Origin of the sequence: Mycolicibacterium aubagnense (assembly GCF_010730955.1) — a bacterium.
Lineage (GTDB): Bacteria > Actinomycetota > Actinomycetes > Mycobacteriales > Mycobacteriaceae > Mycobacterium > Mycobacterium aubagnense.
This window is the reverse complement of the sequence record NZ_AP022577.1, coordinates 4,727,937-4,754,204: the sequence shown is the minus strand read 5'-3', so window position 1 is coordinate 4,754,204 and position 26,268 is coordinate 4,727,937. Positions and strand designations below refer to the sequence as shown.

Sequence of the window (26,268 nt, the reverse complement as noted above, 5' to 3'; positions counted from 1 at the left end):
GTGTCAGACCAGTCCGAGCTGTTCGACCACAGCGGTCGGATCGACCGGGATGGCCTTGACCTCGGGCATGCCCTTGAGAGCGTTGTCGGGGTCCTTCAGGCCGTTGCCGGTGACGGTGCACACCACGGTCGAGCCGGGTTTGACCCAACCGTCCTCGATGGACTTGAGCAGGCCGGCGATGCTGGCGGCCGAGGCCGGCTCGACGAACACGCCTTCGGCCTTGGCGACCAGGTGGTACGCGGCCAGGATCTCTTCGTCGGTGGCGGCGAGGAAGCGGCCATCCGACTGTTCCTTGGCCGCGACGGCGCCGTCCCACGAAGCCGGAGAACCGATTCGGATCGCGGTAGCGATGGTCTCGGGGTTCTTGACGGGCTCACCGAGCACCAACGGCGCCGCGCCGGCGGCCTGCGTGCCGAGCATGCGGGGCAGCCGGTCGGAGACGCCATCACGGTGGTATTCGCGGTAACCGCGCCAGTAGGCGGTGATGTTGCCGGCGTTGCCGACGGGCAGCGAGTGCACGTCAGGCGCGGTGCCGAGCGCGTCGACGATCTCGAACGCCGCCGTCTTCTGCCCCTCGATGCGGACCGGGTTGACGGAGTTGACCAGGGCGATGGTCGGGTAGTCGGCGGTCAGCTTGCGCGCCAGCTCCAGACAGTCGTCGAAGTTGCCGTCGACCTGAATGATCTTGGCGCCGTGCATGACTGCCTGCGCCAGCTTGCCCATGGCGATCTTGCCCTGGGGGATCAGTACCGCGCAGGTGATGCCCGCGCGCGCGGCGTACGCGGCCGCCGACGCCGAGGTGTTGCCCGTGGACGCGCACAGCACGGCCTTCTGGCCGCGCGCCACGGCATCACTGACGGCCATGGTCATGCCGCGGTCCTTGAACGAACCGGTCGGGTTGAGGCCTTCGACCTTCAGATGCACTGTGCAGCCGGTCTGTTCGCTCAGCCGCTTGGCATGGATCAGCGGAGTAGCACCCTCGAGCAGGGTGACAGGCGTCCAGTTCTCGGTGCCGGGCAGACGATCACGGTAGGCCTCGATCAGGCCGGGCCACGGCTTGTGCACTGGATTCTTCCGCGTGGCTTCGCTCGCCCCGGTAGTCATTTACTCGTTCCTTCCATGCGCAGCACACTGTTGATGCTCTGCACTGCTTCGTGATCAGCAAGGGCCGCAACGGTTTCCGACAAGGCTTCGTCGGTGGCCCGGTGGGTGACCACGACGATGCGGGCGCCGCTGCGCTGACCGGCCTCGTCCTCCATGCCCTCCTGGCGGACCTCGGCGATGCTCACCTTACGTTTGGCGAACTCGGCTGCGACAGAAGACAGCACACCGGGGATGTCCGCGACATTCATGCTGACGTAGTAGCGGGTCTCGATCGCACCGATGGGCGCGATAGGCAGCTTGGCGTACTTGGACTCGCGCGGACCACGCCCACCCTGCACGCGGTTACGCGCAGCCATGACCACATCACCCATGACGGCCGAAGCCGTCGGCGCACCACCCGCGCCGCGGCCGTAGAACATCAGCTCACCGGCCGCTTCCGCCTCGACGAAGACGGCATTGAACGCGCCGCTGACCGAGGCCAGCGGGTGCTCCAGCGGCACCAGCGCCGGGTAGACGCGCGCCGAAACCCGTTGCTTGCCTTTACCGGTGGTCAGGCGCTCACAGATGGCGAGCAGCTTGATGGTGCAGCCCAGCGCCTTGGCGGACTCGAAGTCGGCAGCGCTGACCTTCGTCATGCCCTCGCGGTAGACGTCGTCGGCGGTGACCCGGGTATGAAATGCAATCGACGCGAGAATCGCCGCCTTGGCGGCGGCGTCGTAACCCTCGACATCAGCGGTCGGGTCTGCCTCGGCATAACCCAGCACACCGGCTTCGGCGAGTGCGTCGGCGTAGTCGGCGCCGGTCTCGCTCATGGCCGACAGGATGTAGTTGGTGGTGCCGTTGACGATGCCGGCCACCCGCAGCACCACGTCGCCCGCGAGCGACTGGGTCAACGGGCGGATCACCGGGATGGCGCCGGCCACGGCGGCCTCGAAATACAGGTCCACGCGGGCCTTTTCGGCCGCCTGGGCGAGTTCGCCGGTGGACTGCGCCATCAGCGCCTTGTTGGCGGTGACCACCGACTTGCCCTGCTCCAGCGCGGTCATGATCGCCTTGCGGGCCGGCTCGACGGGCCCCATGAGCTCGATGACGATGTCGACGTCATCGCGGGAAACCAACGCCTCGACGTCATCGGTGAGCAGGTCGATCGGCACGCCGCGGCCCTTGGCCACCTTGCGGACGCCGACGCCGCGCAGCTCCAAGGGCGCACCGATGCGAGCAGCCAGGTCGTCAGCACTGTCCTCGATGATCCGGACCACCTCGGTCCCGACGTTCCCGAGTCCGAGAACTGCTACGCCGATTGGCTTTTCACTCATTGACCACTCACCTCCAGGCTCAATAGGTCTTCGACGGTCTCCCGACGCAAGATCAGCCGCGCGTTGCCATCCTTCACCGCGACGACGGCGGGACGGGTCAGCAGGTTGTACCGGCTGGACATCGAGTAGCAGTAGGCGCCGGTGGCAGCGACGGCCAGCAGGTCGCCGGGCGCAAGGTCGTCGGACACCCAGGTATCCCGCACGATGATGTCGCCGCTCTCGCAGTGCTTTCCGACGATCCGCGCGAGGACCGCGGGGGCATCGCTGGCGCGCGACACCAGCCGGGCGTCGTACTGGGCGTCGTACAGGGACGGCCGGATGTTGTCGCTCATGCCGCCGTCGACGCTGACGTAGCGTCGGTACTTGTCGGCCGACACGGCAACGTCTTTCACGGTGCCGACTTCGTACAGCGTGATGGTGCCGGGGCCCGCGATGGCCCGGCCCGGCTCCACGACCAGCTTGGGCGTGGGCAGGCCGACGGCCTCGGACTCGGCCTTCACGATGGCCTTGAGCTTGTCGGCCAGCTCCTTCATGGGCGGTGGATCATCGCTGGGCAGGTATGAGATACCCAGTCCCCCACCGAGATCCATGACGGACATCTGCGCGGTCTTCTCGACACCGAATTCGGCGACCACGTCGCGCAGCAGGCCGATGACGCGGTGAGCGGCGATCTCGAAGCCGGCCACATCGAAGATCTGCGAGCCGACGTGGCAGTGCAGGCCGACCAGGCGCAGGTTGTCGGTGGCGAAGACCTTGCGCACCGCGTCCATGGCCGCGCCGCTGGCCAGCGAAAGACCGAACTTCTGGTCCTCGTGGGCGGTGGAGATGAACTCGTGGGTGTGCGCCTCGACGCCGGGGGTCACGCGGACGAGCACGTCCTGCACCACACCCGCGGCACCGGCGATGGCCTCCAGGCGCTCGATCTCGATCTCGGAGTCCAGCACGATGTGCCCGACGCCGGCCTTGACCGCGGCGGTCAGTTCGGGAACTGATTTGTTGTTGCCGTGCACGGTGATTCGCCCAGCCGGGAACTCGGCGTGCAGGGCCACGGCCAGTTCGCCACCGGTGGCGACGTCGAGGCACAGGCCCTCTTGCGCGACCCAGCGGGCAATCTCGGCGCACAGGAACGCCTTTCCGGCGTAGTGCACGTGCTCGCCACCCCCGAAGGCGCCGGCGATCTCGCGGCAGCGGGACCGGAAGTCGTCCTCGTCGATGACGAACAGCGGGGTACCGAACTGCTCGGCCAGCGCACCGACCGTCACACCGGCGACGCTGACCTGCCCGTCCGGGTTGCGAACGAGGTTGCGCGGCCAGACATTCGGGGCCAGCAAGTTGATCTCGTCGGCCGTGCGCGGCTTCTCCGGCACCGCGTTGCCGGTGGGCTGCCCGCTCACATCCGCTCCGGAGCGCTGACGCCGAGGATGTGCAGGCCGTTGGCGATGACCTGGCGGGTGGCCGCACACAGTGCGAGCCGCGCCCGGTGCAGGTCGCTGTGCTCCTCGTCGCCCATCGGCAGTACGCGGCAGGAGTCGTAGAACCGGTGATAGTCACCGGCCAGGTCTTCGAGGTACCGGCACACGCGGTGCGGCTCCCGAAGGGCCGCAGCGGTTTTGAGCACCCGCGGGAACTCCCCGATGGTGCGCATCAGGGTCGCTTCACGGTCGTGGTCGAGCAGGTCGAGGTGTCCGAGGTCCACCTGCAGGCCAAGGTCGGCGGCGTTACGTGCCAGGGCCGACAGCCGGGCGTGCGCGTACTGCACGTAGTAGACGGGGTTTTCGTTGGACGCGCTGGCCCACAGACCCAGGTCGATGTCGATGGGACTGTTCACCGACGACCGGATCAGTACGTAGCGGGCCGCGTCCACGCCGATGGCGTCGACCAGGTCTTCCAGCGTGATCACGGTGCCGGCGCGCTTGCTCATACGCATCGGCTGGCCGTCCTTGACCAGGTTGACCATCTGGCCGATCAGCACCTCGACGGTGTCGGGGTCCTCGCCGAGCGCCGCGGCGACGGCCTTCAGCCGGCCGATGTAGCCGTGGTGGTCGGCCCCGAGCATGTAGATGCACAGGTCGAATCCGCGCTGACGCTTGTCCAGGTAGTACGCGATGTCACCGGCGACGTACGCCGGGTTGCCGTCGCTCTTGATGACGACGCGGTCCTTGTCGTCACCGAAATCGGTGGTGCGCAACCAGATTGCGCCGTCCTGCTCGTAGATCGAACCGTTCTCGCGCAGCTTGTCGATGGCCTGCTCCACGCGGCCCGAGGTGTGCATCGAGTCTTCGTGGGTGTAGACGTCGAAGTCGGTGCCGAAGTCGTGCAGCGACTGCTTGATCGACGCGAACATCAGCTCCACGCCGAGTTCACGGAACACTTCCTGGCACTCGTCAGCAGGCAGGTTCGGCGCGTCGGGCCGCTTGGCCACGACGTCGGCAGCGATGTCCTTGATGTAGTCGCCGCCGTAGCCGTCCTCCGGCGCCGGCTCGCCCTTGGCCGCCGCGACCAGGGAGCGGGCGAAGCGGTCGATCTGCCCGCCGTGGTCGTTGAAGTAGTACTCACGGACGACGGTGGCGTCCTGCGTGGCCAGCAGGCGGCCCAGCGCGTCGCCGACGGCGGCCCAGCGGGTGCCGCCGATGTGGATGGGGCCGGTCGGGTTGGCCGAGACGAACTCCAGGTTGATGTGGCGGCCCTTGAGCTCCTCGGACGTGCCGTAGCTGGCCCCGCCACCCAGGACGTTGAGGACTACGACGCTCTGGGCGGACGCCTCGATGCGCAGATTCACAAAGCCCGGGCCGGCGATGCTGGCATCGGCGATGCCGTCGGCGTCGATCAGGGCCTCGGCCAGCCATTCGCCCAGCTGGCGGGGGTTGACGCCGACCTTCTTGCCCAGCTGCAGCGCCAGATTGGTGGCGTAATCGCCGTGCTCGGGGTTGCGCGGACGCTCGATAGCCACTGTGTCGGGCAGCGCGGCGATGTCCAGGCTGTGTTCGGCCAGGACCGCAGCGGCGGTGTTCTTCAGCAGTTCAGCCAGATCGGCGGGGGTCACGGGGGTCCATCCTATGGGCTGAGCTGCGCACGCTTGTCCTCGCCTGCTGGTTGACTGATTGTCCGCTGGCGGTTGACACCGATTCGGGAGCCGGGCCACCGATGCGCTAGTCTGTGATCGCCCAACGGCGCCGCTGGCTCGTCAGCATCAAGCGCCCCCGTAGCTCAGGGGATAGAGCGTCTGCCTCCGGAGCAGAAGGCCGCAGGTTCGAATCCTGCCGGGGGCACTCTCCAACTCACGCAGGTGCGATTCCGCACACCTGGCCGTCCCAAGAATTCCCCAAGCCGTCCGGCGCAGTCTGTGGCTACCAACCAGCCCAGACGAGGACGGACCAACTCATGAACCGACGCATCGCAGCACTGGCAGCCGCCATGTTGGCGACCTGCGGCATGGCGCCGGCCGCTCCCGCCGAGGCCGGTCCCCTGCCGCCGCACACGTGGTGCCCGGGCGACAACATGACCTACTCCCGCTACGACATGTCGTCGGGACCGGGCATCGCGTACCAATGGGACATGAACGTCTGCCACACCTGGTACTTCGTCAAGGGCAGCCTGGGCAATGTGCCGTATCAGGGTCACCTACCGAGTGGCGTCTGGGACGGCGACAATCCACCTGATGTTCGTCAGGATTCGTGCGACTTCTGCTCGTAGGAATCAGCGACGTCCGCTACCGGAGTTGTACCCCGGCGCGGCCACATCCGCTGGAGTGAGCTCGAACGGTGCCGGCGCGATGACCTCAGGGGCAAAGAAATTGCCGCCGGTCGGAGTTCCTACCTCGGCAGGTGCTGCACTCTCGGCTGGTGGCGTGCTGATGATCTCGCTGGTCCCGACCGGGCCCTCGTCCATCTCCACAGCCTCACTGGGTGTGCCACCGATCGGCGCGCCGGGGACCCAGACCATGAGGTCCTGCATGCCGTCGTTGTAGACGACGCTGTTCGGCACATCGCCGACGACGTCGAAGTAGAGCTTTCCGGTCGCCGTCCCGCCAGGAGGTGCCGAGGGTACGTTCCCGCTGATGACCCGGTAGTTCTCTCCGCTCTCCGCTCGGGCGTTGAAGAACGCGGTGATGGGGTTGGCCCAGCCGCCGAGCCCTTCCACCTTCACGGTCGCCGAGTAAAGCTGGCCGTTGTGCGGTACGGGGTCCGAACTCGGGTGGAGGCCCTTGACCGTGTAGCCGATTTCGTTCAGCGCCTCCTGCTGACCGAACGGCTTGATGTTGTTGGCCGCCGAGGCGGGTCCTGCCGCCACGACCATGCCGAACGCGATCGCGGCGATGCCAACGGGCGCCACAAATTTCATCTTCACCGTTACTCCCCTTCGTACCGCCAGGCAGTGTTCAACGCGGAGGTTACCTCGCCGGTCACCGTCGCGAGCAGTAACGCTCACGAGAATGCTCCCTTGACACGGGATACCGGAGACGGCGTCGAGATCGATATTCGTCGCCACCAAGCGTCAGCGATCTCCACCGGTCAGGATCGAATCCGGGAATGTCCAGATACTCCGAGCCGCCGGCACCTGCCAGCAAAGACCTCATCTGGTCGACAGCCAAACCAGCACACATAGCGTCCAGACCGTTAATTTTCAGCAACTTCACTGCGCGCGCAGCGCGGTAATGCGACGATTCGAGCTGTGATCGACTCCCCCGACGTCGCCCAGGCGGCTCGCCTCCGAGCAGAACTGTGGCGCCAGGTCGAGGAGATATCGCTTGAACTCGAACATGCTGAACGCCGGGAGCGCCGCCTGTCCGACTGGCGCCACCGCGCGAGCCACCGGTTGCGCACCGAACTCTACGAAGCGCACCGCCTCATCGATGCACTCAATAGACGCTTTCCGACTCTGGACGCCGTCGACTCCTGTCTCGACACGTCAGAGCCCTACCCGCTATCGAGCTGACCCCGACCGGCTGACTACGCCCCGCGCCGATACCGTCAGTTCAGCAGGCCACCGTCCAGCTGCTGGGAGACCGCCCAAAAGCGAACGGCTACAACCAGGACAGCGCCGCGACCACGAGTGCCTCGGTGCCGGTGTCCAGCGTCGGCTGAATCACCGGGCCGAAGGTCGGCGAGTGGTTCACCGGGATGTCCTGGCTGATCCGGCCGGCTTCGGCGGCGCGGGTGAACTCGGCGGCATCGATGCCACCGAACATCCAGTACGTGTACGGCACCCCGAGCGCCCGTGGGATGTCGCTGAAATCCTCACTGGCGGACGCCGGCGGGATCGTCAGTACCCGGTCGCCGAAGTGCTCGACGAACGCGCCGTGTACTCGGTTGGTGGCAGCCTCGTCGTTGTCGGTCACCGGAAACTGGTCGTAGAAGTCGAATTCCGGCTCTTTCGGGGAATCCGACGCCTGGCACTCGGCAACGACGATGCGCTTGATGGCCGCGATCACCGCAGTGCGCACGGCATCGTCGTAGGTGCGCAGGTTCAGCTCCAGCACCGCGTGGTCACCGATGATGTTGCTCTTGGTGCCCGAATTGATGCTGCCGACGGTGAGCACGACGGTCTCGCTGGGCGCGACTTCGCGCGACACGATGGTCTGCAGCCGGATCACGATCATGGCGGCCAGCACGACCGGATCGATGGTGGCGTGCGGCATGGACCCGTGGCCACCTCGCCCATACACCGTCACTCGGATGCTGTCAGCGGCAGCCAAAACCGGCCCGCTGCGGGTGCCGACGTAGCCGGCGGGCGCCGGAGCGACATGCTGGCCCAGGGCCACGTCGACGTTGCCGACGATGCTCGCCAGCCCGTCGGCAACCATGCCGGCAGCACCGCCACCGACCTCTTCGGCCGGCTGGAACAACGCAATCGCCGTGCCCTGCCAGTGATCTCGCCCGCCGGCCAGCAGCGCGGCCGCGCCGAGCAGGCAGGTGACGTGGGTGTCATGGCCGCATGCGTGCATCACGGGCACGTCCTTGCCTGCGGCATCCGTGGCCCGGACCGTGCTGGCGTACGGCAGCCCGGTGGCCTCGGCGACCGGCAGGGCGTCCATGTCGGCACGCATCAGCACCGACGCACCGTCACCGTTGCGCAGAATGCCCACCACACCGGTACCGCCGACGCCGTCGGTCACCTGGTAGCCGAGCTCTGTCAGCTTGTCCGACACCAGTTTTGCGGTGCGCTGTTCCTGGTGCGACAGCTCTGGATGCTCATGCAGGTCCCGGTACAGGTTCTCCTGCCACACCCGCACCTCGGGCAGGCCGGCCAGCATGTCTGTCGCACGACTCATAGCGATGCCTCTCCGGTGAAGTCCTTGACGACGTCGGCCACCCGGCGCAGCTGGTCGATGTCCGAACTGGTCGGAATCAGATGCACCTCGTCGGTGCCGATGTCATCGAATTTCTGCAGTACATCGAGCAATTCGTCTTCGGTGCCGGCCCAGCCCGTGGTCGGCGCCATCGCATCGACATACTCTTCCGGAATCCAGTTCATGTACCGGCGTAGGTGACGGTGCACCTGGTCGCGTGCCTCGTCCTTGTCGCCGAGTGCGAACCAGAACGAGGTGGCCAAGTGCGGCTTGGGTTTTCCGGCCTCGGCCCAGGCCGCGCGGGCGACGTCGAACAGTTCACTCTCGCGTTCCACGTTGAGGTCCAGCGTGGTGCCGGCCATGCCGTCGGCCCAATGCGCCGCGCTGCGTACGGTTTTCGGACCGATGGTGCCGACCAGCAGCCGCGGCCCGCCCGGCTGAACGGATGCGGGGCCAACAGGCAGCACGGATTCGGTGAGCTTCTCCCCCGCCCAGACCCGCTTCATCAGGGCCACGCGCTCGGCCATGCCGCGCATGGTCTGGGTCTCGGGGTCGGCGCCGACGGCGTGGTAGTCCTCATGGCGGCCCCCGACGCCGATGCCGACGGTGAGCCGTCCGCCACTGAGCATGTCGCCGGTGGCAAGTGCTTTCGCGAGCATCACCGGATCATGCAGTTGCGGGACGATGACGGTGGTGACCAGGCGCACCCGGTCGGTCCAGGCGGCCAGCGCACCGAGCAGGGTCAGGGAATCGGGATTGTCGAAGGCGATGCGCTCTCCCCAACACAAGGACGAGAAGGGCCCGCCGTCGATCACTCTCGCCCACGCGGTCAGCGTCGCCGCATCGAGGTTGGGCTCCATCACTGGCATTGTCATCCCGATCTGCACACAGCCGATTCTGGCACGCGCGTCCAGCGCGAGGGGCCGCCTTGCCCGACTCGGCGCTGGGACTGGACCTGCCGGCGACCCCTGGTGCGGGGACAACCGGTGGGGGTTAACCCCCGCAAAAATCGCGGGAAAACGCCGTGTCTCCGCACTCGGCCGGTGCCTAAGTTGGAGGCATGGTTGCAACAGCTACAGGCCCCACGTCGGCCGAGCCGACAAATCCGACGACGGCGCCGATAGTGCCGACCGTGCAGCGAGATCTCGGTGTCGTCCCCACGGCGTCGATGATCGTCGGCGCCATGGCCGGCATGTTCTGGTTCTGGATACCGTTGTCTCTGCTCATCCTGGCCGTCACCTCCATTCCGTCGGTGATCGGGACTGTGCTCGGCGGAGTCGTGTTCGTCTATGCCGTCCGCGCCACCGACCGGGTGGAACGGCTACGCAGCGAAGCGGTGTTCGCCTTCGGTATCGCCACCCCGTACCGAAAGATGACTCCCTACACCGGGTTTCAGGGGTGGGCCCACCAGCTGTGGCTGGACATCAGCAGCGGCCGGTTCTGGAAGGTGTTGGCCCACAGCTACCTCCGCATGGTTTTCGACATCCTCGCGGTCGGATTGACTTTCACCCTTCTCGCCTTCGCGCTGATCGGGCCCGCCGCGGCGACCGCGATCGACAACAGCGACGCGGCCGCCGGGCTGAGCTTCATCTCACCGCCGCTGTCCTGGCTGCTGGCGGCCATTGCGCTGGCAGCCGCCGGAGCCATCCTGGTGTTCGGCCCCCGCGTGGACGCGGTAATCGACCGATGGCTGCTGCCGTCGTCACCGACCGAAGCGCTGCAGCACGAGGTCAGCGCCCTGCACCAGGCCCGCCGCGGCGCGGTGTCGTCGGCGTCCACCGAACGGCACCGCATCGAACGCGACCTGCATGACAGCGTGCAGCCCCGGCTCGTGTCGTTGGCCATGACCATCGGGCTGGCCCAGACCAAGCTGGACTCCGACCTGCCCGAGGCGCGCAAGCTGATCGCCGAGGCCCACGACGATGCCAAAGCCGCACTCCTCGAACTGCGCAACGTGGTGCGCGGTATCGCGCCGACGATCCTGGCCGACCGCGGCCTGGATGCCGCACTGTCGGCGGTGGTGCAGCGCACCGAAACTGCCGGGGTCCCGGTGACGCTGGAACTGCAACTGCCGAAACGCTTTTCCGACGAAGTCGAATCCTGCGCATATTTCGTGGTCGCCGAGTCGTTGACCAACATCGCCAAGCACGCCCAGGCCACTCACGCCGTGGTCTCGGTGCGCTACCACGAGCCCACGGACCAGCTACACATCTCGGTGTTCGATGACGGTATCGGCGGCGCCCAATCCGGTGGCGACGACACCACGGGCCTGCGCGGGCTGGGCGAACGGGTGCGTGCCGCGCGCGGCACCTTCACCGTCTCCAGCCCAGAAACCGGAACGACGACTGTGACGGCGGTACTGCCATGCGCATTGTGATCGCCGAGGATTCGGCCCTGCTGCGCGCGGGGATCGAACGCATCCTGACCGACGCCGGCCATGACGTGCTCGCCGGGGTGCCTGACGCCACGGAGCTGTTGCGTGCCGTCAACGAGCACCAGCCCGACCTCGTCATCGTCGATGTCCGGATGCCACCGACGTTCACCGACGAAGGCATCCGCGCCGCCGCCCTGCTCCGCAGCCAGAATCCCGAGTCACCGGTGCTGGTGCTCTCGCACTACGTCGAAGAACGGTACGCAGCGGACCTGATCGCTTCGGACACAAGGGGTTTCGGGTACCTGCTGAAGGACCGCGTGGCAGACGTTCCGGCGTTCCTCGACGCCGTGACCACGGTCGGCACCGGTGGCACCGTCCTGGATCCCGAAGTGGTGTCACAAATCCTGGTGCGCACGCACCGCCGCGCGACCCTGGCCGTGCTAACCCCACGCGAGCAGGAGGTGATGCAACTGATGGCGGAAGGCAAGACCAACTCGGCCATCGCCACCCAGCTGCACATCTCGATCGGCTCCGCGGAAAAACACATCGCGTCCATCTTCACCAAGCTCGACCTGACCCCCGACGACAGTGAGAACCGGCGGGTCCTCGCCGTCTTGCGCTATCTCGAATCCTGAAGAGAGAAAAGGATTTCCAATGACTTCGAATGTGGACTTCGAACCAGTGACCGAGCCGGTCCCGGCCGCCGCACCCGCACTGTCACCGGGCGGGCGTTCGGCGATCCGGACGCTGCTGGTCCTGGTCGCTCTGGTGGGCACGGTGTCCGCCACCGCAGGGCTCGGCGGATTGGCCTGGGGCATCAGCTCGGTGCGCGTGGCCGCAGACACCGAAACACTGCCGGCCGACATGAGCTCACTCACCATCGACACCGGCGACATGCCCACTGCTGTGCGGATCACCAGCGACCGCAACGTCCGTGAGCCACGCGTGCGGATGCGCTTGCTGAATACCTCGCAAGACGACCAGCAGGCGCTGAAGGTGACGCGGACCGGCGGCACCGTCGGGCTGACCGTCGCCGGCACCCCGTCCCCGCTGTTCGACTTCGGTCCGCCCGGGGAAATCACCGTGACCCTGCCACCCGATGTCGCGCACCGGCTTTCGGTCACCACCAAGCAGCAGGTCGGCATCCTGCTGAGCCAGACCGACCTGGACCAGCTGACCGTGCACAACACGGACGGCGCCGTGGTGCTCGGCGGCAACGCCCGCCGCATCGAAATCCACACGCAGAGCGGCGACGTCCAGACCCGCGACCCGATCGTGGTCACCGACGCCTTCATCGCCGACTCCACGGACGGCCACATCGGTGTCGACTTCAAGGAAGCCGCCCCGCGCACCGTGACCGTCACCAGCCAGAACTCCGACGTCGACATCACCCTGCCGCCCGGTGGGCCGTACCTGGTGCGGGCACAGGCCGGCGATCGCGCGAAAGTGCGAGTGCCCCAGACCGACGATGCCTCTCGTGCCGTCGCGCAGGTCACCGCGCGGGCGGACGAGGGCAGTGTGGTGATCGTTACGCGCCGGTGAACGGACCCACCCGCAACGTCGGGTACGCCGTACTGGCACACGCAGTATCGGCATGGCCGATGATGATCGGCTCGGTCTCGCCCGGCAGGTTGACCTGTAAGCCACCGACCGGCACGGCATCACAGTCTGCCGGGAAGTTGCCCGCGTTGACCACACCCAGGTTCGCCGACGTGGACTGGCCGGGTCCGATCACCACCACGCCGATGGTGTCCGGATCCTGGCTCGCGGCCACCCCGACCGGATGGTTGTCAGAGCCCGCGATGAATGACACCGCCGGATAGCCCGACATGCTGCACGGTGCATCACCGGAGTTCTTCAGGATCACCGGATAGAACGTGGTGCCGGCGGCCCCATCGGGCGGACCGAGGCTGGGCGTCAATTGCGCACTGGCACAACGTGGTACTTGAACGGGGTCGGCATGAGCGACAGTGCTCGGCCAGACACAGGCCACCGCCAAGGGGACAGCGACAACGGCTCGCACACCGGCTCCCTTCACAATGCTCACCTGAGCCCGGCCATGATGTCGGCGACCGACCCCGACCGGATTTTCCGGAACCCGGTGCCCGCCCACACGTTTGTCCCGTCCGGATCACCGGCAGCAACGGCCGCCTTCCGCACCGGACTGGTGAGATAGTGCACCTCCGGATAGCCCAGCGGCGCGTGCGCGTCGTGTTCATCGACGAACCGGTTCCGGAGCCCTCGCGCGTAGCGGCCCGAGAAGGCCTTCGTGACAACCGTTTCGGTGAACCGCGGGTCGACGAGCGCGGTGCGGTGCGCCGGGCTCGAGCCGGACTCGTCGGCGAGCAGGAACGCCGTGCCGAGTTGCGCAGCCACCGCACCGGCGGCGATCACCGCGGCAACATCGTCGGCCGTCATCAGGCCGCCGGCCGCCACGATCGGCAGGTCCGTGGCGGCGAGCACGTCGGCCAGCAGTTCGGTGAGCGGCTGAGTCGCGGGCGTGGCCAGCGGGTCATAGGTGCCGCGATGTCCCCCGGCCTCGGGTCCCTGGACGGCGAGGGCGTCGACGCCGGACGCCACCGCCACCCGGGCTTCGTCGGCAGTGGTGACGGTCGCGACGGTCGTGATGCCGGCCTGACGCAATCGCGCGCACTCGTCGGCGGTGGGACCGCCGAAGGTGAACGACACGACTTCGGGCCGCAGCTCGACGACGACGTCGAGCTTTGCCGCCCAATCGTCGTCGTTGTAGGTGGGCTCGCCGAGCGCGGCACCGTACCGCGCGGCTTCGCCGGCGAGTTCGCCGGCGTAACGCTCGATCTCACCAGGCTGGGCGGTACTGGGCTGGGACGCAAAGAGATTCACGCCGAGCGGGCCGGTGGTCAGTGCGCGCGCAGCGGTGATGCGATCGGCGAGCGCCTGCGCGGTCAGGTAGCCGGCAGCCACGAACCCCAGGCCACCCGCCGAGGAGCCTGCCGCGGCCAGTTCAGGCGTTGTCGGCCCGCCTGCCATGGGCGCGACGATGACCGGAACTGCCAGCTCACGTAGATCGAAGGCCATGCCTAGATCATGACAGGCCGGGACGCTCCGGATCGGCAGTGACGCGGCGCGGGCGGGAGGGTAGAACGGAGAGACATGGCCATCACCTTCAACCACACCATCGTCCACTCGACCGACCGCTCGGCCGCGGCCACCTTTTTCACCGAGCTCTTCGGTTTGCCGCCCGCCAGAGAATTCGGGCACTTCCTGGCCGTCGAACTGAACCACGGCGTCAGCTTGGATTTCAGCCAGATGCCGGAGGGCACCGACGTCGTCCCGCAGCACTATGCGTTCCTGGTGTCCGAGGACGAATTCACGGCGATCTACGACCGGATTCGGGGACGCGGGCTGCAACATTGGGCCGACCCACGGGCACAGCATCCCGGCGAGATCAATCACCACGACGGCGGTCGGGGCGTCTACTTCCAGGACCCCAGTGGGCACTATCTGGAGATCATCACCCGGCCGTACGGCTCGGGCGGCTGAGCACCCGGTCAGCCAACGCCTCGACGCCATCGCCCTCCAGTTGAGGCAACATCTTCGGCCGGTTACCCAGCACCGAGATCAGCTCGGCTGCACGGCCCGCCACGGTCGGGCCCGTGTCGCCGTGGCGCCAGCCGGTGTCGACAGCGACGAGCCGCAGTCCCCGGCTGTTGCGGTATGCCGGGACGAACGGATTCGGAAAAGCCACCTGGGTGTCGAGTACTGCGTCGAGCAGGCGCGGCGGGATGTGCGGTTCACGGCCGATCGCGAACAGGATGTCCAGCTCGTGGGTGATGTGGTCGCCCAGTAGCAGTCGCGCCGGAAAGTATCTGCCGACGCCGGCCGGACGTGCGCTGACCGTGCGGAAATCGCTCAGGAGCGCCGCCGCGCCGCGGTCGCGCGCGACCTCCCGGGCGGCCGCGGTGTTGGCGCGGTCGAAATTCCGGTGCCGGACCATGGTGCCGAACAGCGCGCCGACGGGATGGCTGCACCCGACCACCAGATGCGCCAGGACGTCACGGTTGCGCCATTCCGTGCACAGGCTCGGCGCAGCCCATTCGCCGGGTGTCAGGTCGGCGACGACGCCGGCGAAGCGTTGGTCGTTGGCGCGCAACACATCACGGCGCGACATCACAGATGCTTCGTCAAGAAGGCCACCTGGTCATGGAGCACGCGCGGCAGGAGCGGCGGGTGATAGATGGCGAAGTGATCGGATTCGTAGTGCTTCGCGAGACCTCGTGGCGCCTGTTCCGCCACGGCTTCGGCGTACCGCGGATCCATCAACGTCTCCTGGTCGCAGACGCACACCAGCAGCGGCGCCTGCACCCGAGCCGCGTGGCGCAATGCAGATCTCGTGATCAACAGCGCAGCGTCCACCGCCGTGATCCGATTGTCGAATGCCGCTCCGGCCGGCACCGTCGAGCGCCACCCGTCCTCCGCACCGGCGACGGTCACGAGCGCATCGGTCCCCGGCTGCCCGACGATCGGTACGTAGCGACGGCGGCGCCGGAACACCGCGCGGACCGCGTCCTCGACGATCGCGGGTGTCAGTCGCAGCGCTCCACGGATACCGACAGCGCCGGCCGCTGCCGGTCCGTGCGTGATGGGACACTGCACCACCGCCGCCGCAATGTCGTTCCGTGTCGCTGCCACGCGGATCACGTTCATGCCACCGAGGCTGGTGCCCCACAGGCCGATCCGGCCCGCGTCCACGTGCCGGTGCCGCCGGAGGACGTCGATCGCAGCAGCCACGTCGCGACATTGTTCAGGAATCGAAATATGTTGCCGCGGTTCACCTCCGGATGCCCCGGTAAAACGGTAATCGAACGACAGCGTGGCAATGCCCGCCGTAGCGAAGTGCTGTTCGTACTGCGGCAGCATCATGTCGCGGGTAGCGCCGAGACCGTGCACCAACACCACTGCCGGGTACGGCCCGGGTCCGGGCGGCAACGTGAGCCAGGCCGCGCACCGGTCGCCGCCGCTGTCGAAATCCGATCGCTCGACCGAAATCGCTGATGTCATGCCCACTCCTCACATAAGTACATCGTACGTATGGCCTACACTTCATTACGTACGACGTACTTGTCAAGGGGCTGCTCATGCGTGCACGGTTTACCACGGACGAAATCGCTTCCGCCGCACTGCGAATCGTCGACGAATCGGGATTGGCCGCGCTGAGCATGCGGTCGCTCGCGGCCGCACTCGGGACCGGGCCGATGACGATGTACAACTACGTCGCCGACAAGGAGGGCCTCGAGGAACTCGTGGTCGCCGCGGTGGCTGCCAACATCGTCGTACCCGAACCCACGGACGACTGGGCGGCCGACGTGCACGCCACCGCGTCCGCCATGTGGCACGGCGTGCGCGCACACCCCGCCGCCATCCCCCTGGTGCTGACCCGGCGAATGGCGTCCGCCACCGGATTCGCGATCGCCGACGCTCTCGTCGCTGCGTTGAGCCGAGCCGGCTTGTCCGATACCGGCCGCTTGTCCGCCTTTCACGCGGTACTGGGACTGGTGACCGGTTCCGCTCAGGCCCAGTTGGCCGGACCCTTTTCCGGGAATGCGGCCGACACCGCGGCCCGCATCGGGTCAGCGTCCGGCGACCGCTATCCGCACATCACCGCACTGTCTGCCGTCGCCGCCACCATGTCGGTCGAGGAAGATTTCGACGGCGGGCTGCGGATGCTGATCGCGGGGATCGCCGCGGCGGGCAGTTAGCGCGCCCTCGACGGCGGTGAGAGTGCGCAAAGTGCCCGCGACACACCGCGAACCGCCGGACAGACACGCACGCTCGCGGGAGGGTGGCTAGCTGTGGCCGCGGCGCACTTCCTGGCTGCGGTAGTCGCCGGCGAGCGTGGCGACGTGCTCGGGCAGGTTGCCCTTGGCCACGTCGGCCAGGCTGGTCTGCTCGAGCACCGAACGCATGCTGGCGCGCAGGGCCCGCCACACATCGGTGAGCGCGGCCGTCGGACCGGAGTAGGGCAGGTCGCCCAACCCCATGTCCCGGACACTGGCCAGCGGACCGTCGATGCAACGCAGGACGTCGGCGATGCTGATGTCCGCCGCCGCCCGGGCCAGCTCGTATCCGCCGTCACGGCCGCGATGGCTGCGCACCAGGCGGTCGGTGCGCAGGTTGGTCAGGATGTCGACGAGGAACTGGGCCGGGATGCCCTGCGCCTTGGCCAGGTCCTCGGTTTTGACCAGCACGCCCGCGTCGGCGGTGGCCAGTTCGACCATGGCGCGGACGGCGTACTCCGCCTTGGCTGACATCCGCATCAGCCAATCATGCCATTCCGGGTCGGATTAGTCCGGAATAGCGGCTGCGTCGGGAGCCACCACCGCCACCAGATCGGCCAATCCGGCCAGACTCGCCGCCTGCAGCGCCGCGGCGGGCACCGCCTGACCGTCTGGGCCGGCCAGGGTACGGGTCGCCGTCGCCGCGGCCACGACCGTCGGGGCGTACCCGAGGCTGAACGCGCCACGGGCAGTGGAGTTCACGCACATGTGCGTCATGAAACCGGCGAGCACCAGGTTCGATGCACCGAGGGCCGTAAGCCGCTCATCGAGATCGGTCTGCACGAACGAGTTCGGGAACTGCTTGACGATCACCGGCTCGTCGCCGCGCGGGGCCACCCGGTCGACGATCGCGCCGATGTCGGCGCCGATGTCGTAGAGCGAGCCCGGCCCGTCGTCGTGCTGGATATGGATGACGGGAATGCCGGCGGTGCGCGCACGGTCGAGCAATGCGGCAGTCTCATCGAGGGCGGCCTGCACGCCCTCGAGTTCCATCACCCCTTGCGTGTAGGTGTTCTGGCAGTCGATCAGCACCAGGGCCGAGTCCGCCAGGCGAACCGGTTCCACCGGCAGGCTGGACAATTCACGCAGGGTGGGGCGAGTCATCCTATGAGCCTAGTGGCTCAAAGATGTTTCCAGGAGCCATTTTTCGTCGGCAGTCAGTTGTTGCCGTTGAGGCCCGGATGCAGCCCAGGTACCACGCTCGACGGCCCCGGCGCGGTGACGCCCGGGCTGAACAGATTGCCTCCGGTGGGGCTGATGCTCTTCTCGGTCGGTACCACCGACGGCGCCGTGGTCGTGGTCATTGTCGTGGTCGTCGTCGTGGACGGCGACTGCCCGCCGTTGTTGCTGCAGCCCGCGGTGAGCACGCCCATCGCAACGAGAGCGGCGCCGCCGGCCGCGGCCATCAACCTGCGAGTGGACAGATATGTACTCATACGAACACAAAATAGCCCTGACCGGGCGTTATCGCCACCGCTCGCTCAGCCGGCCCCGGCGGACCGCTGGCCGAGGATCGCCGCACCCAGCCAGCGCCGGAGAAAGGCCCTCAATTCGTCGGGGGTGCGTCCGTCGCCGGCCGGCGCCAGGAAGTAGGACAGCATGATGCGCAGCGTGAATTCGACCAGTTCGCGCAGCGCCGCGTCGTCGTATCCGTAACTCGCCCAGTCGACGTCAAACCGGGTGATCATCTGCATGCCGAAGTCCTGTGCCTCGGTGGAGGCCATGTCACTGCTGTGCACGCTGACGTACGGCGCCGACATCAGGATGCCAAGGTGCGGCGTCCGGGTCACCGCATCCAGCGTGTAGAGCACACCTTCCGTCATCGCGTCCGCCGGATCGTGGATCCCGTGCACGTGCTCGCTGAGCTGGTCCAGAAATCCGTCGACGGAGGCGATGGCGGCCGCTCGCATCAGCTCGTCGGCGGTCGGGAAGTACCGGTAGACCGTCTGCCGGATGACTCCGAGCGATTCGGCGACATCGGCGATGGTGATCGCGGTCCCCGTACTGGACAGCAGTTCGACGGCAGCGGCGACGATGCGCCGGGTTGCCTCTTCGTCATCGGCGGGCGGCTCCCCGCCCCAACCGCGACGTTTGCGTGCCATGCGCCGGACGGTACACGCCGGACACCGGCGCGAGCATTGACGGAACCGCTCGCGCACTGTAACCATACAAAGACGACATAGTTTGTATGATTACTGATCGAGGTGCCCAGTGACCGACCTCCAGGTCCGCAAGATGCGGTTCGCTTTCGCGGACCACCCCGTGCCGTTCCTCTGGAACGAGACCAACCCCGCGTTCTCCGCAATGGCAAACGCGGTGTCCTTCTTGGCAATTGCGTTCGAGAAGATGATCGTCAGCACCATGGCCGAGGCCAAGCCGCTGCTGACCGACCCGGTGATCGCCGAAGAAGCCGATGCTTTCGTACGGCAGGAGGGCCAGCATTCGATGGCCCACCGCGCGCACGCCCGCGGACTGATCAAGGCCCACCCGGCCCTCAAGGAAACGCTCGACGAGGTGATCGCCGCGTTCGACGATCTCGTCGCCAACAAGCCCCTCAACTACCGGCTGGCCTACACCGCCGATCTGGAGGCGACGTTCACGCCGGTGTTCAAGTTGATGCTCGACCATGACGACACGCTGTTCGCCCCGGGCGACGACCGCGTCGCGTCACTGTTCCTGTGGCACTTCGTCGAAGAGGTCGAACACCGGAGCTCGGCGCTCATCATCCACAACGGTCTGGTCGACGATCCGTGGTACCGCATGCGGGTGGCACCGTCGATCTTCAAGCACGTCATGGATGTGATGCGGCTGGCGTGCAACGGGTTCAACAAGCATCTGCCGCTGGAGGTCCGCAAGGTCGACGCACTGTCGGCGTTCGCACTGGAGCGCCGGAAGAACACGATCCTGAAGCGACTGGGCCGGATCCCTGACTTCGGACCGTTTACCAGCGCGTTCCACGACCTCCCGGTCCGCGAGCAATTGGTGGCGCTGTCCGGCATCGTCCGCAGCCAGATTCCGGGCCACAACCCGGAGCACGAGAAGCTGCCCGCACTGGCGGCCGAATGGTTCGATCGTTACGACGCCGGCTACGACGTCACCCACTGGTACACCGCCGGAAAGCAGGCCGCCAATGTCTGATCTGTGCTCGGCGACGTTCGCTGATCTGGCTGGGCGCCTTGGGTTTTCCTGCAAAACGGCCGGCGGCCTGGTCGAGGTCCGCAATCCGCTGCAGCTGGAGAACTGGACCCTGCCGGTCCTCGAGCTGACGGTGATCACCGGTGCGGTGCTGACGCTCGTCTACGCGATCATCCGCCTGCGGCGCCACGGTGACGCCACCAACATCGCCCTGTGGTTCGGCGCGGTGGCCTACCTGTTGATCATCGAACCGCCGCTGTACTTCCCGGCGGCCTTCGGCATCGCCGAGCGGGTTGACACCATGTTCGCGCACAACGTGTTCACGGTGGACTTCCTGTGGGGCCGGCTGCCGCTGTACATCGTGGCGATCTACCCGATGATGGCGACCGTCGCGTTCGAAATCGTCCGCAGCCTAGGAGTTTTCCGGCGCTACGGCACTCTGATCGGCGCCGCGTGCGTGGGCTTCGTCCACCACGCGTTCTACGAGATCTTCGACCACCTGGGCCCGCAGCTGCGGTGGTGGGAATGGTCGGTGCACAACCCGATGAACCAGCCGATGTTCGACTCCGTGCCGCTGCCCAGCGTGGTCGTCTTCGCCGCGCTATGGCCGATGTCGCTGGCGCTGTGCGTGCAGTTCTTCGTGGGCCGGCACGCCGATCGGGGCCGCCACTTCACCGGTATCCAGATCGTCTGGCGCACTGTGGTTGCCGGGGTGTTGGCGTCGTTGGGCACCGCGATCCTGCCGCTGCCCGCGACCGTGATCGGCGGTGTGACCGGCAGCAGCACAGCGGGCGGCATTGCCTATGCCGCCGAACTGGTGGCGGTCTGCGCCGTGGCGGTCTGGGCGCTCGTCTCCCAGTGGTGCCGGCTCCGCAGCACCGTGGCCAGCCCGACCGAGCCACGCTATACGAGCCCGCCGTGGTTGGTCGGATACGCCGTCGCCTACCTGGTGGTCATGGCGGGGCTCTGGCTCAGTGCGCTGCCCGCCTACTTCGGCGCGGTCAACGGCGTTACCGCACATGGCGATCCGATCGGCAGCCTGTGGTACACCGTCGCGTGCTTCGCGATCGCCGTCGCGTGCATCGTGGCGGTACGCACCGCGGCGCCGACCAAATCCCCTAGACCAGATCTGGCGGCCGTGTCGAGCTAGACCGTCCGAGACAGCCGAAATGGCTGTGGAATCATGCGGTCCCACAGCCATTTCGTCGATGTCGAGGGGGCTACTGCGCGGCGGTGACCGCCAATACCCGCTCGGCCAATTCGGGCCGGCACACGACCAGGTCGGACAACTTCGGGTCTTCACGGTTGTAGACCAGCGGCGAACCGTCGATACGCGAGGTGTGCAGTCCGGCCGCGCGGGCCACCGCGACGGGCGCGGCGGAGTCCCACTCGTACTGCCCACCGGCGTGGACGTACACGTCGGCCCGGCCCTGGATCACGGCCGCGACTTTCGCTCCGGCCGAACCCATTTCGACCAGAACGCCGCCGAGCGCGTCCCGCACCGCAAGGGCGATGGCCGGCGGACGGGTGCGTGACACCACGATCCGCGGCGGGCCGTCGACCGCGCGGGGCGCGGCCACCTCGGGTGTGTGCAGCGTGGTGTTCTGCGCAGGCAACGCCACAGCGCCGGCGACCAACTCGCCGGACTCCCACAGCGCGACGTGCACGGCCCAGTCGTCACGGTCCAGCTCAGAGAACTCGCGCGTGCCATCGAGCGGATCGATGATCCACACCCGGTCGGACGTCAGCCGGGCGTTGTTGGCCCGCTCTTCCTCCGTCGCTTCCTCGGAGAGCACCGCGTCGCCCGGGCGCAGCCGCGCCAGCTCCGTCATCAGGAACTCGTGAGAGCGCTTGTCCCCCGCCGCTTTCCGCTCGGACGCATCGGCGTTGGCATACTCGGCGCGCACGTCCAGCAGCAGCTCGCCGGCGCGGGTGGCCAGCCGCTCAGCGACATCGTGATCGATCATCAGCGGCCCACCAGCATGTCGACCACGCGCTGGGCCTGGGCATCCAGGTCACCCGGCACGAGAGCCAGAGCCGGGTTCTTCGGCCGCTGGTAGGGGCTGTCGATGCCGGTGAAGTGCGTGATCTCACCGGCCCGCGCCTTGGCGTACAGCCCCTTGGGGTCTCGGGCCTCGCAGTCGGCCAACGGGGTGTCCATGAACACCTCGAAGAACTCGAATCCCTGGTCGGTGTGGACCTTTCGCGCCAGCTCACGGTGTTCTTCCAGCGGGCTGATGGCCGGCACCAGCACGATCTGACCGGAATCGGCCAGCAGTGTGGCGATGTGGGCCAACCGGCGCAGGTTCTCCGAGCGGTCAGCCATGGAGAAGCCCAGGTCGGCGTTCAGCCCGTGGCGCAGGTTGTCGCCATCGAGAACGTATGCGGGACGGCCCAATTCGAGCAACTTGCGCTCGACCAGCATGGCCACCGACGACTTGCCCGAGCCGGACAGACCGGTGAACCACACCGTGCTGCCCTTGGACAGCCGGTTCTCGGCCGTGACGAGATTGGCGTGCCGCACCGCATTGGGGCTCGCGGACCGGCTCGCGGCCGGGGTGGTGTCGCGCACCATGCCCGCGGCGACGGTGCCATTGGTGTCCGGGTCGATCAGGATGAACGACCCGGTCACCGCATTGCGTGAGTACTCGTCGAGCAGCAGCGGCTGCTGCGTGCGCAGCGTCACGCGGCCGAGTTCGTTGAGCTTCAACGCCGTTGCACTCTTGTCGCGGTGCAGGGTGTTGACGTCCAGGCGGTAGTCCAGGTCCGCAACCCGGGCCCGCGTGGTGCGGGTGGTGTGCTTGATGATGTAGTCCCGACCCGGCTCGAGCGTCGCGTCGTCGGACATCCAGCAGACCGTGGCGTCGAATTCCTGCGTCGTGTACGGCTGGTTGTGCACCCGGGCGATCATGTCGCCACGCGAGATGTCGATGTCGTCGGCGAGGCTGATCGACACCGCCATCGAGGCAAAAGCCTCCTCGAGCTGGCCGGTCGGTCCGTCGATCGCGGTGATGGTGCTGGTCTTTCCCGCTGGGAGGACGACGATCTCGTCGCCGGGGCGCATGACGCCACTGGCGACGGTGCCCGCGTAGCTGCGGTGGTCGGCGTGCTCGTGGGTCTGCGGCCGGATGACGTACTGCACCGGGAAGCGGACGTCCTTGAGGTTGCGGTCACCGGCGATGTACACCTCTTCGAGGTGGCTCAGCAGCGCCGGACCCTCGTACCACGGGGTCTTGTCCGACTTCGTCACCACGTTGTCGCCGGCCAGCGCCGACAGCGGGATGGTGGTGACATCCTGGATGTCCAGGCGGGCCGCGAACTCATGAAAATCATCACGGATCGTCTCGAATTGCTTTTGGTCCCAATCGATCAGGTCCATCTTGTTGACCGCCAGCACGATGTGCTGGATGCCCAGCAGCGACGCCAGGAAGGCGTGTCGGCGCGACTGCTCGAGCAGACCGTGACGAGCGTCGACCAGCACGATGGCCAGCTGCGCCGTCGAGGTACCGGTGACCATGTTCCGGGTGTACTGGATGTGCCCCGGGGTGTCGGCGATGATGAATTTCCGCTTGGCCGTGGCGAAGTAGCGGTAGGCGACATCGATGGTGATGCCCTGCTCCCGCTCGGCGCGCAGGCCGTCGGTGACCAGCGCGAGGTCGGTGTACCCGTGGCCACGCTCCTTGGAGGTGCGCTCGACGGCAGCCAGCTGGTCTTCCATGACGGCCTTGCTGTCATAGAGCAGCCGGCCGATCAGCGTGGACTTACCGTCATCCACCGAACCCGCGGTGGCGATGCGGAGCAACGTTGCCATCAGAAGTAACCCTCTCGCTTGCGGTCTTCCATACCGGCCTCAGAAATCCGGTCATCTGCGCGGGTCGCGCCGCGCTCGGTCAGTCGGGATACCGCGGTCTCGGCGATGACCTCTTCGACAGTCGAAGCCTCCGACTCGACGCAGCCGGTGCAGGTGACGTCGCCGACGGTGCGGAAGCGCACGGTCTTGGTGATCACCGGCTCGTCCTCGCGGGGCTTCAGGTATTCGTGCACAGCCAGCAGCATGCCGTCGCGCTCGAAGACCTGGCGCTCGTGGGCGTAGTAGATGCTCGGCAGCGCGATCTCCTCGGCGCCGATGTAGGCCCAGATGTCGTACTCGGTCCAGTTCGACAGCGGGAAGACGCGGATGTGCTCGCCCTTGCGGTGCCGCCCGTTGTACAGGTTCCACAGCTCGGGGCGCTGGTTCTTGGGGTCCCACTGGCCGAACTCGTCACGGAAGCTGAAGACGCGCTCCTTGGCGCGGGCCTTCTCCTCGTCGCGGCGGGCGCCACCGAAGGCGGCGTCGAACTTGTTCTCGCGGATGCCGCGCAGCAGCGACACGGTCTGCAGCGGGTTACGCGACGGGCCGTTGTCGACGACGCGGCCGGCGTCGATGTCGTCCTGAACGCTGGCCACGACCAGCCGCAGGTTGTGCTTCTCGACCAGGGCGTCGCGGGTGGCGATGACCTCTTCGAAGTTGTGGCCCGTGTCCACGTGCATGACGGGGAACGGCAGCCGGCCCGGCGCGAACGCCTTGATGGCCAGGTGCAGCATCACGATCGAGTCCTTGCCGCCGGAGAACAGCAGCACCGGCCGCTCGAACTCCGCGGCGACCTCGCGGATGATGTGGATGGCCTCGGCCTCCAACGATCGCAGATGGCTCAATTCGTATTTGGCGGCCCGGTGGTCCACCTTGGACGCCTCGGCGGCGTCGGGAGTGACGGTCATCATTTCCCCGTAAAGTTGGTAGAACTGGTCAAGATAAGAACCATGGTCAGAATTTACGTGCCGGGTGGTGCGGTGTCAACGGTTGCAATCACCGGATCAGGTGGAACAACGCGGCGCGGTGTCCAGCGTCTTCCCGACTCCACTGACGTGGGCTCCGGCGGACCGCGGCAGCTGCCACGACTCCGCGATGGTCAGTGCCATCACCGCCCCGAGCACCAGGAACGTCCCTGGGTACGAGCCCATCCGGCTGAGCAACAGCGCCCCCACCGCGACACCGAGACCCGCTGCGAGTTCCTGGATGGAGGCATTGAGGGTGTTGGCGTGGGTGAGGTCATCGCCGTCGACATCGGAGAACGCCAGGTTGTTGTAGGCGGTGAAACCGATGGACCGCAGCGCGCCGCTCACATACAGGATCACGGCGATCACGGGTAGTGGAAGCGAGGGTCGCAGAATCGCCAACAGCCCAAAACAGGCCACCGATGCGATGCCGTTGACCAGCAACACGTTGCGAATCCCGAACCGCCGCATCAACGGCGTCGTCGCCGGCTTGATGGTCAGGTTGCCGAGGAACAGGGCCGCCACCATGGCGCCGGCCGCCAACGGATTCCAGCCGAATTCCAGCTGGAACTGCAGGGTCAGCAGGAACGGCACCGCAACGATGACCAGCCGGTACAGCGACCCGGCACTGACCGTGATGCGCAGGGTCTGCACCCGCAGTACCGGGAGATCGACGAGGGGTGAATCGGTGCGCAGCAGATGCCACACCGCGGCCACCAGCAGCACGACTGCCGCCACGCCACAGCCACCGACAATGGACCAGTCCGTGCCCGCCACGCGGATGTGCTCCAGCGCAACCAGCGCGGTGCCGATACCGCCGCCCAGCGCCAGCACGCCCCGCCAGTCGAGGGGACGGGTCGACGGTTGCGGGCCCCCGCGAACCAGCCTGAGTGCCAGGACAATTCCCAGCACTCCGAGCGGGATGTTGACCACAAATATCCACCGCCAGGACCCGAGCGTCACTATCGCCCCACCAAGCATCGGGGCCAGCACCGGGGCCGCCATCGCAGGCCAGGTCAGCACCGCGATGGCGCGCACCAGATGCGACTTGTCGCTGTCCCGCAACACCGCGAGCCGACCGACCGGCACCATCATGGCGCCGCCCACTCCCTGCACAATCCGCATCGCCACCAGCACCGACAACGAGGCACTGAGCGCACAGCCGATCGAGGCCAGGGTGAACACCACGATCGCCGAGATGAACACCCGCCGGATGCCGTAGCGGTCGGCCAGCCAGCCGGTGACCGGAATCAGCACCGCAACAGTGACGAGGTAAGCCGAGATCGCGACGTTGACGTCGATCGGTGTCACCCGAAACGACGAGGCGACCAGCGGAATGGCCGGCGTGATGATGGTCCCGTCGAGGACCTCCATGAAGTACGCAGCGGCCACCAGCAGCGCCAGTGCTCTCGGGAACGG

28 protein-coding genes and 1 tRNA gene are annotated in these 26,268 nt (G+C 67.1%); 10 read left to right on the top strand and 19 right to left on the bottom strand.

All coding sequences use genetic code 11. The features are described 5' to 3' along the window. Positions 1–3: 3 nt before the first annotated feature. Genes thrC through argS form a run of 4 tightly spaced genes read right to left on the bottom strand, consistent with a single transcriptional unit; the run spans position 4 to position 5,463 of the window. Entirely contained in the window at positions 4–1,104 is a 1,101-nt protein-coding gene (gene thrC / locus G6N59_RS22820) for a threonine synthase (protein WP_138229111.1), read from the bottom strand. Continuing rightward, a complete protein-coding gene (locus G6N59_RS22815; protein ID WP_138229110.1) occupies positions 1,101–2,420 on the bottom strand; it encodes a homoserine dehydrogenase in 1,320 nt (439 codons plus the stop codon). The genes thrC and G6N59_RS22815 overlap by 4 nt, the downstream gene beginning before the upstream one ends. Then, positions 2,417–3,814: a diaminopimelate decarboxylase gene (lysA, locus tag G6N59_RS22810; RefSeq protein ID WP_138229109.1), complete on the bottom strand. Its 1,398-nt coding sequence runs from the start codon at positions 3,812–3,814 to the stop codon at positions 2,417–2,419. Before lysA ends, G6N59_RS22815 begins: the two co-directional genes overlap by 4 nt. Then, a complete protein-coding gene (argS, locus tag G6N59_RS22805; protein ID WP_138229108.1) occupies positions 3,811–5,463 on the bottom strand; it encodes an arginine--tRNA ligase in 1,653 nt (550 codons plus the stop codon). Before argS ends, lysA begins: the two co-directional genes overlap by 4 nt. A 153-nt stretch (positions 5,464–5,616) precedes the next feature. Between argS and G6N59_RS22800 the strand changes: the two genes are divergently transcribed. Together G6N59_RS22800 and G6N59_RS22795 are read left to right on the top strand one after the other, a co-directional pair. After that, positions 5,617–5,689, top strand: a tRNA-Arg gene (locus G6N59_RS22800). Between the two features lie 112 nt (positions 5,690–5,801). Continuing rightward, the gene (locus G6N59_RS22795; RefSeq protein WP_138229107.1) at positions 5,802–6,113 is read left to right on the top strand and encodes a hypothetical protein; all 312 of its coding nucleotides are present in this window, start codon (positions 5,802–5,804) and stop codon (positions 6,111–6,113) included. A gap of 3 nt (positions 6,114–6,116) precedes the next feature. Here the strand turns inward: G6N59_RS22795 and G6N59_RS22790 are convergent, their stop codons facing one another. After that, positions 6,117–6,761: a DUF1942 domain-containing protein gene (locus G6N59_RS22790; RefSeq protein WP_138229141.1), complete on the bottom strand. Its 645-nt coding sequence runs from the start codon at positions 6,759–6,761 to the stop codon at positions 6,117–6,119. 330 nt (positions 6,762–7,091) lie between these two features. Here G6N59_RS22790 and G6N59_RS22785 point away from each other — a divergent pair, with 330 nt between their 5' ends. Then, a complete protein-coding gene (locus G6N59_RS22785) occupies positions 7,092–7,355 on the top strand; it encodes a hypothetical protein (RefSeq protein WP_138229106.1) in 264 nt (87 codons plus the stop codon). Between the two features lie 88 nt (positions 7,356–7,443). Here the strand turns inward: G6N59_RS22785 and G6N59_RS22780 are convergent, their stop codons facing one another. Both G6N59_RS22780 and G6N59_RS22775 read right to left on the bottom strand, forming a co-directional pair. Further along, on the bottom strand, positions 7,444–8,673 hold the full coding sequence (locus G6N59_RS22780; protein WP_138229140.1) for an amidohydrolase: 1,230 nt from the start codon (positions 8,671–8,673) through the stop codon (positions 7,444–7,446). Positions 8,674–8,687: 14 nt separating this feature from the next. Beyond that, on the bottom strand, positions 8,688–9,584 hold the full coding sequence (locus G6N59_RS22775) for an LLM class flavin-dependent oxidoreductase (RefSeq protein ID WP_138229105.1): 897 nt from the start codon (positions 9,582–9,584) through the stop codon (positions 8,688–8,690). Positions 9,585–9,769: 185 nt separating this feature from the next. Here G6N59_RS22775 and G6N59_RS22770 point away from each other — a divergent pair, with 185 nt between their 5' ends. Genes G6N59_RS22770 through G6N59_RS22760 form a run of 3 tightly spaced genes read left to right on the top strand, consistent with a single transcriptional unit; the run spans position 9,770 to position 12,625 of the window. Beyond that, positions 9,770–11,086, top strand: coding sequence for a sensor histidine kinase (locus G6N59_RS22770; RefSeq protein WP_138229104.1), 1,317 nt, complete (start codon positions 9,770–9,772; stop codon positions 11,084–11,086). Further along, positions 11,074–11,718: a response regulator transcription factor gene (locus tag G6N59_RS22765; RefSeq protein ID WP_138229103.1), complete on the top strand. Its 645-nt coding sequence runs from the start codon at positions 11,074–11,076 to the stop codon at positions 11,716–11,718. Before G6N59_RS22770 ends, G6N59_RS22765 begins: the two co-directional genes overlap by 13 nt. Positions 11,719–11,737: 19 nt before the next feature. Beyond that, positions 11,738–12,625, top strand: a complete 888-nt coding sequence (locus tag G6N59_RS22760; RefSeq protein WP_138229102.1) for a DUF4097 family beta strand repeat-containing protein — start codon at positions 11,738–11,740, stop codon at positions 12,623–12,625. Here G6N59_RS22760 and G6N59_RS22755 read toward each other — a convergent pair. Both G6N59_RS22755 and G6N59_RS22750 read right to left on the bottom strand, forming a co-directional pair. After that, positions 12,612–13,076, bottom strand: a complete 465-nt coding sequence (locus tag G6N59_RS22755; RefSeq protein WP_268815777.1) for a DUF4232 domain-containing protein — start codon at positions 13,074–13,076, stop codon at positions 12,612–12,614. The two genes, G6N59_RS22760 and G6N59_RS22755, sit on opposite strands and share 14 nt — an antisense overlap. A gap of 50 nt (positions 13,077–13,126) precedes the next feature. After that, the gene (locus tag G6N59_RS22750) at positions 13,127–14,140 is read right to left on the bottom strand and encodes a nitronate monooxygenase (RefSeq protein ID WP_138229100.1); all 1,014 of its coding nucleotides are present in this window, start codon (positions 14,138–14,140) and stop codon (positions 13,127–13,129) included. A 75-nt stretch (positions 14,141–14,215) separates the two neighbouring features. Here G6N59_RS22750 and G6N59_RS22745 point away from each other — a divergent pair, with 75 nt between their 5' ends. Beyond that, on the top strand, positions 14,216–14,605 hold the full coding sequence (locus tag G6N59_RS22745; protein WP_138229099.1) for a VOC family protein: 390 nt from the start codon (positions 14,216–14,218) through the stop codon (positions 14,603–14,605). On the opposite strand, the gene G6N59_RS22740 is transcribed toward G6N59_RS22745, so the two are convergent. Together G6N59_RS22740 and G6N59_RS22735 are read right to left on the bottom strand one after the other, a co-directional pair. Then, entirely contained in the window at positions 14,577–15,233 is a 657-nt protein-coding gene (locus G6N59_RS22740; protein WP_138229098.1) for a maleylpyruvate isomerase family mycothiol-dependent enzyme, read from the bottom strand. The genes G6N59_RS22745 and G6N59_RS22740 overlap by 29 nt on opposite strands. Further along, on the bottom strand, positions 15,233–16,123 hold the full coding sequence (locus G6N59_RS22735; RefSeq protein WP_138229097.1) for an alpha/beta hydrolase: 891 nt from the start codon (positions 16,121–16,123) through the stop codon (positions 15,233–15,235). The genes G6N59_RS22740 and G6N59_RS22735 overlap by 1 nt, the downstream gene beginning before the upstream one ends. A gap of 77 nt (positions 16,124–16,200) precedes the next feature. Here G6N59_RS22735 and G6N59_RS22730 point away from each other — a divergent pair, with 77 nt between their 5' ends. Further along, positions 16,201–16,821, top strand: a complete 621-nt coding sequence (locus tag G6N59_RS22730; protein WP_138229096.1) for a TetR/AcrR family transcriptional regulator — start codon at positions 16,201–16,203, stop codon at positions 16,819–16,821. A gap of 87 nt (positions 16,822–16,908) precedes the next feature. Here G6N59_RS22730 and G6N59_RS22725 read toward each other — a convergent pair whose 3' ends face one another. The 4 genes from G6N59_RS22725 to G6N59_RS22710 are packed head-to-tail and all read right to left on the bottom strand — an operon-like array spanning position 16,909 to position 19,001. Beyond that, positions 16,909–17,379 (bottom strand): Rrf2 family transcriptional regulator, encoded by a 471-nt coding sequence (locus G6N59_RS22725; RefSeq protein ID WP_138229095.1) that lies wholly within the window; start codon positions 17,377–17,379, stop codon positions 16,909–16,911. A 27-nt stretch (positions 17,380–17,406) separates the two neighbouring features. Next, positions 17,407–18,003 (bottom strand): cysteine hydrolase family protein, encoded by a 597-nt coding sequence (locus G6N59_RS22720; protein ID WP_138229094.1) that lies wholly within the window; start codon positions 18,001–18,003, stop codon positions 17,407–17,409. Positions 18,004–18,056: 53 nt separating this feature from the next. Further along, positions 18,057–18,335, bottom strand: coding sequence for a hypothetical protein (locus tag G6N59_RS22715; RefSeq protein WP_138229093.1), 279 nt, complete (start codon positions 18,333–18,335; stop codon positions 18,057–18,059). A gap of 45 nt (positions 18,336–18,380) precedes the next feature. Next, a complete protein-coding gene (locus G6N59_RS22710) occupies positions 18,381–19,001 on the bottom strand; it encodes a TetR/AcrR family transcriptional regulator (protein ID WP_138229092.1) in 621 nt (206 codons plus the stop codon). A 109-nt stretch (positions 19,002–19,110) separates the two neighbouring features. Here G6N59_RS22710 and G6N59_RS22705 point away from each other — a divergent pair, with 109 nt between their 5' ends. Together G6N59_RS22705 and G6N59_RS22700 are read left to right on the top strand one after the other, a co-directional pair. Next, the gene (locus G6N59_RS22705; protein WP_138229091.1) at positions 19,111–20,037 is read left to right on the top strand and encodes a metal-dependent hydrolase; all 927 of its coding nucleotides are present in this window, start codon (positions 19,111–19,113) and stop codon (positions 20,035–20,037) included. Further along, positions 20,030–21,184 (top strand): DUF7802 domain-containing protein, encoded by a 1,155-nt coding sequence (locus G6N59_RS22700; protein ID WP_138229090.1) that lies wholly within the window; start codon positions 20,030–20,032, stop codon positions 21,182–21,184. The genes G6N59_RS22705 and G6N59_RS22700 overlap by 8 nt, the downstream gene beginning before the upstream one ends. A 70-nt stretch (positions 21,185–21,254) precedes the next feature. Here G6N59_RS22700 and G6N59_RS22695 read toward each other — a convergent pair whose 3' ends face one another. From G6N59_RS22695 to G6N59_RS22680, 4 genes are all read right to left on the bottom strand, one after another. Continuing rightward, a complete protein-coding gene (locus G6N59_RS22695) occupies positions 21,255–22,001 on the bottom strand; it encodes a 3'(2'),5'-bisphosphate nucleotidase CysQ (protein ID WP_138229089.1) in 747 nt (248 codons plus the stop codon). Next, a complete protein-coding gene (cysN, locus tag G6N59_RS22690; protein WP_138229088.1) occupies positions 22,001–23,845 on the bottom strand; it encodes a sulfate adenylyltransferase subunit CysN in 1,845 nt (614 codons plus the stop codon). The genes G6N59_RS22695 and cysN overlap by 1 nt, the downstream gene beginning before the upstream one ends. Next, positions 23,845–24,795, bottom strand: a complete 951-nt coding sequence (cysD, locus tag G6N59_RS22685) for a sulfate adenylyltransferase subunit CysD (protein WP_179970228.1) — start codon at positions 24,793–24,795, stop codon at positions 23,845–23,847. Before cysD ends, cysN begins: the two co-directional genes overlap by 1 nt. A gap of 93 nt (positions 24,796–24,888) precedes the next feature. Beyond that, positions 24,889–26,253 (bottom strand): MFS transporter, encoded by a 1,365-nt coding sequence (locus tag G6N59_RS22680; RefSeq protein ID WP_138229139.1) that lies wholly within the window; start codon positions 26,251–26,253, stop codon positions 24,889–24,891. Positions 26,254–26,268: the final 15 nt, after the last annotated feature.

What these genes read in the sequence shown, in the direction of transcription:
- G6N59_RS22700 (WP_138229090.1), top strand. Translation starts at nt 20,030, where the DNA reads ATGTCTGATCTGTGCTCGGCGACGTTCGCTGATCTGGCTGGGCGCCTT.
- G6N59_RS22750 (WP_138229100.1), bottom strand. Translation starts at nt 14,140, where the DNA reads ATGGCCTTCGATCTACGTGAGCTGGCAGTTCCGGTCATCGTCGCGCCC.
- G6N59_RS22795 (WP_138229107.1), top strand. Translation starts at nt 5,802, where the DNA reads ATGAACCGACGCATCGCAGCACTGGCAGCCGCCATGTTGGCGACCTGC.
- G6N59_RS22730 (WP_138229096.1), top strand. Translation starts at nt 16,201, where the DNA reads ATGCGTGCACGGTTTACCACGGACGAAATCGCTTCCGCCGCACTGCGA.
- cysN (WP_138229088.1), bottom strand. Translation starts at nt 23,845, where the DNA reads ATGGCAACGTTGCTCCGCATCGCCACCGCGGGTTCGGTGGATGACGGT.
- G6N59_RS22740 (WP_138229098.1), bottom strand. Translation starts at nt 15,233, where the DNA reads ATGTCGCGCCGTGATGTGTTGCGCGCCAACGACCAACGCTTCGCCGGC.
- G6N59_RS22745 (WP_138229099.1), top strand. Translation starts at nt 14,216, where the DNA reads ATGGCCATCACCTTCAACCACACCATCGTCCACTCGACCGACCGCTCG.
- cysD (WP_179970228.1), bottom strand. Translation starts at nt 24,795, where the DNA reads ATGATGACCGTCACTCCCGACGCCGCCGAGGCGTCCAAGGTGGACCAC.
- G6N59_RS22720 (WP_138229094.1), bottom strand. Translation starts at nt 18,003, where the DNA reads ATGACTCGCCCCACCCTGCGTGAATTGTCCAGCCTGCCGGTGGAACCG.
- G6N59_RS22790 (WP_138229141.1), bottom strand. Translation starts at nt 6,761, where the DNA reads ATGAAATTTGTGGCGCCCGTTGGCATCGCCGCGATCGCGTTCGGCATG.
- G6N59_RS22760 (WP_138229102.1), top strand. Translation starts at nt 11,738, where the DNA reads ATGACTTCGAATGTGGACTTCGAACCAGTGACCGAGCCGGTCCCGGCC.
- G6N59_RS22780 (WP_138229140.1), bottom strand. Translation starts at nt 8,673, where the DNA reads ATGCTGGCCGGCCTGCCCGAGGTGCGGGTGTGGCAGGAGAACCTGTAC.
- thrC (WP_138229111.1), bottom strand. Translation starts at nt 1,104, where the DNA reads ATGACTACCGGGGCGAGCGAAGCCACGCGGAAGAATCCAGTGCACAAG.
- G6N59_RS22765 (WP_138229103.1), top strand. Translation starts at nt 11,074, where the DNA reads ATGCGCATTGTGATCGCCGAGGATTCGGCCCTGCTGCGCGCGGGGATC.
- G6N59_RS22775 (WP_138229105.1), bottom strand. Translation starts at nt 9,584, where the DNA reads ATGACAATGCCAGTGATGGAGCCCAACCTCGATGCGGCGACGCTGACC.
- G6N59_RS22710 (WP_138229092.1), bottom strand. Translation starts at nt 19,001, where the DNA reads ATGGCACGCAAACGTCGCGGTTGGGGCGGGGAGCCGCCCGCCGATGAC.
- G6N59_RS22725 (WP_138229095.1), bottom strand. Translation starts at nt 17,379, where the DNA reads ATGCGGATGTCAGCCAAGGCGGAGTACGCCGTCCGCGCCATGGTCGAA.
- G6N59_RS22735 (WP_138229097.1), bottom strand. Translation starts at nt 16,123, where the DNA reads ATGACATCAGCGATTTCGGTCGAGCGATCGGATTTCGACAGCGGCGGC.
- G6N59_RS22715 (WP_138229093.1), bottom strand. Translation starts at nt 18,335, where the DNA reads ATGAGTACATATCTGTCCACTCGCAGGTTGATGGCCGCGGCCGGCGGC.
- G6N59_RS22770 (WP_138229104.1), top strand. Translation starts at nt 9,770, where the DNA reads ATGGTTGCAACAGCTACAGGCCCCACGTCGGCCGAGCCGACAAATCCG.
- G6N59_RS22695 (WP_138229089.1), bottom strand. Translation starts at nt 22,001, where the DNA reads ATGATCGATCACGATGTCGCTGAGCGGCTGGCCACCCGCGCCGGCGAG.
- G6N59_RS22815 (WP_138229110.1), bottom strand. Translation starts at nt 2,420, where the DNA reads ATGAGTGAAAAGCCAATCGGCGTAGCAGTTCTCGGACTCGGGAACGTC.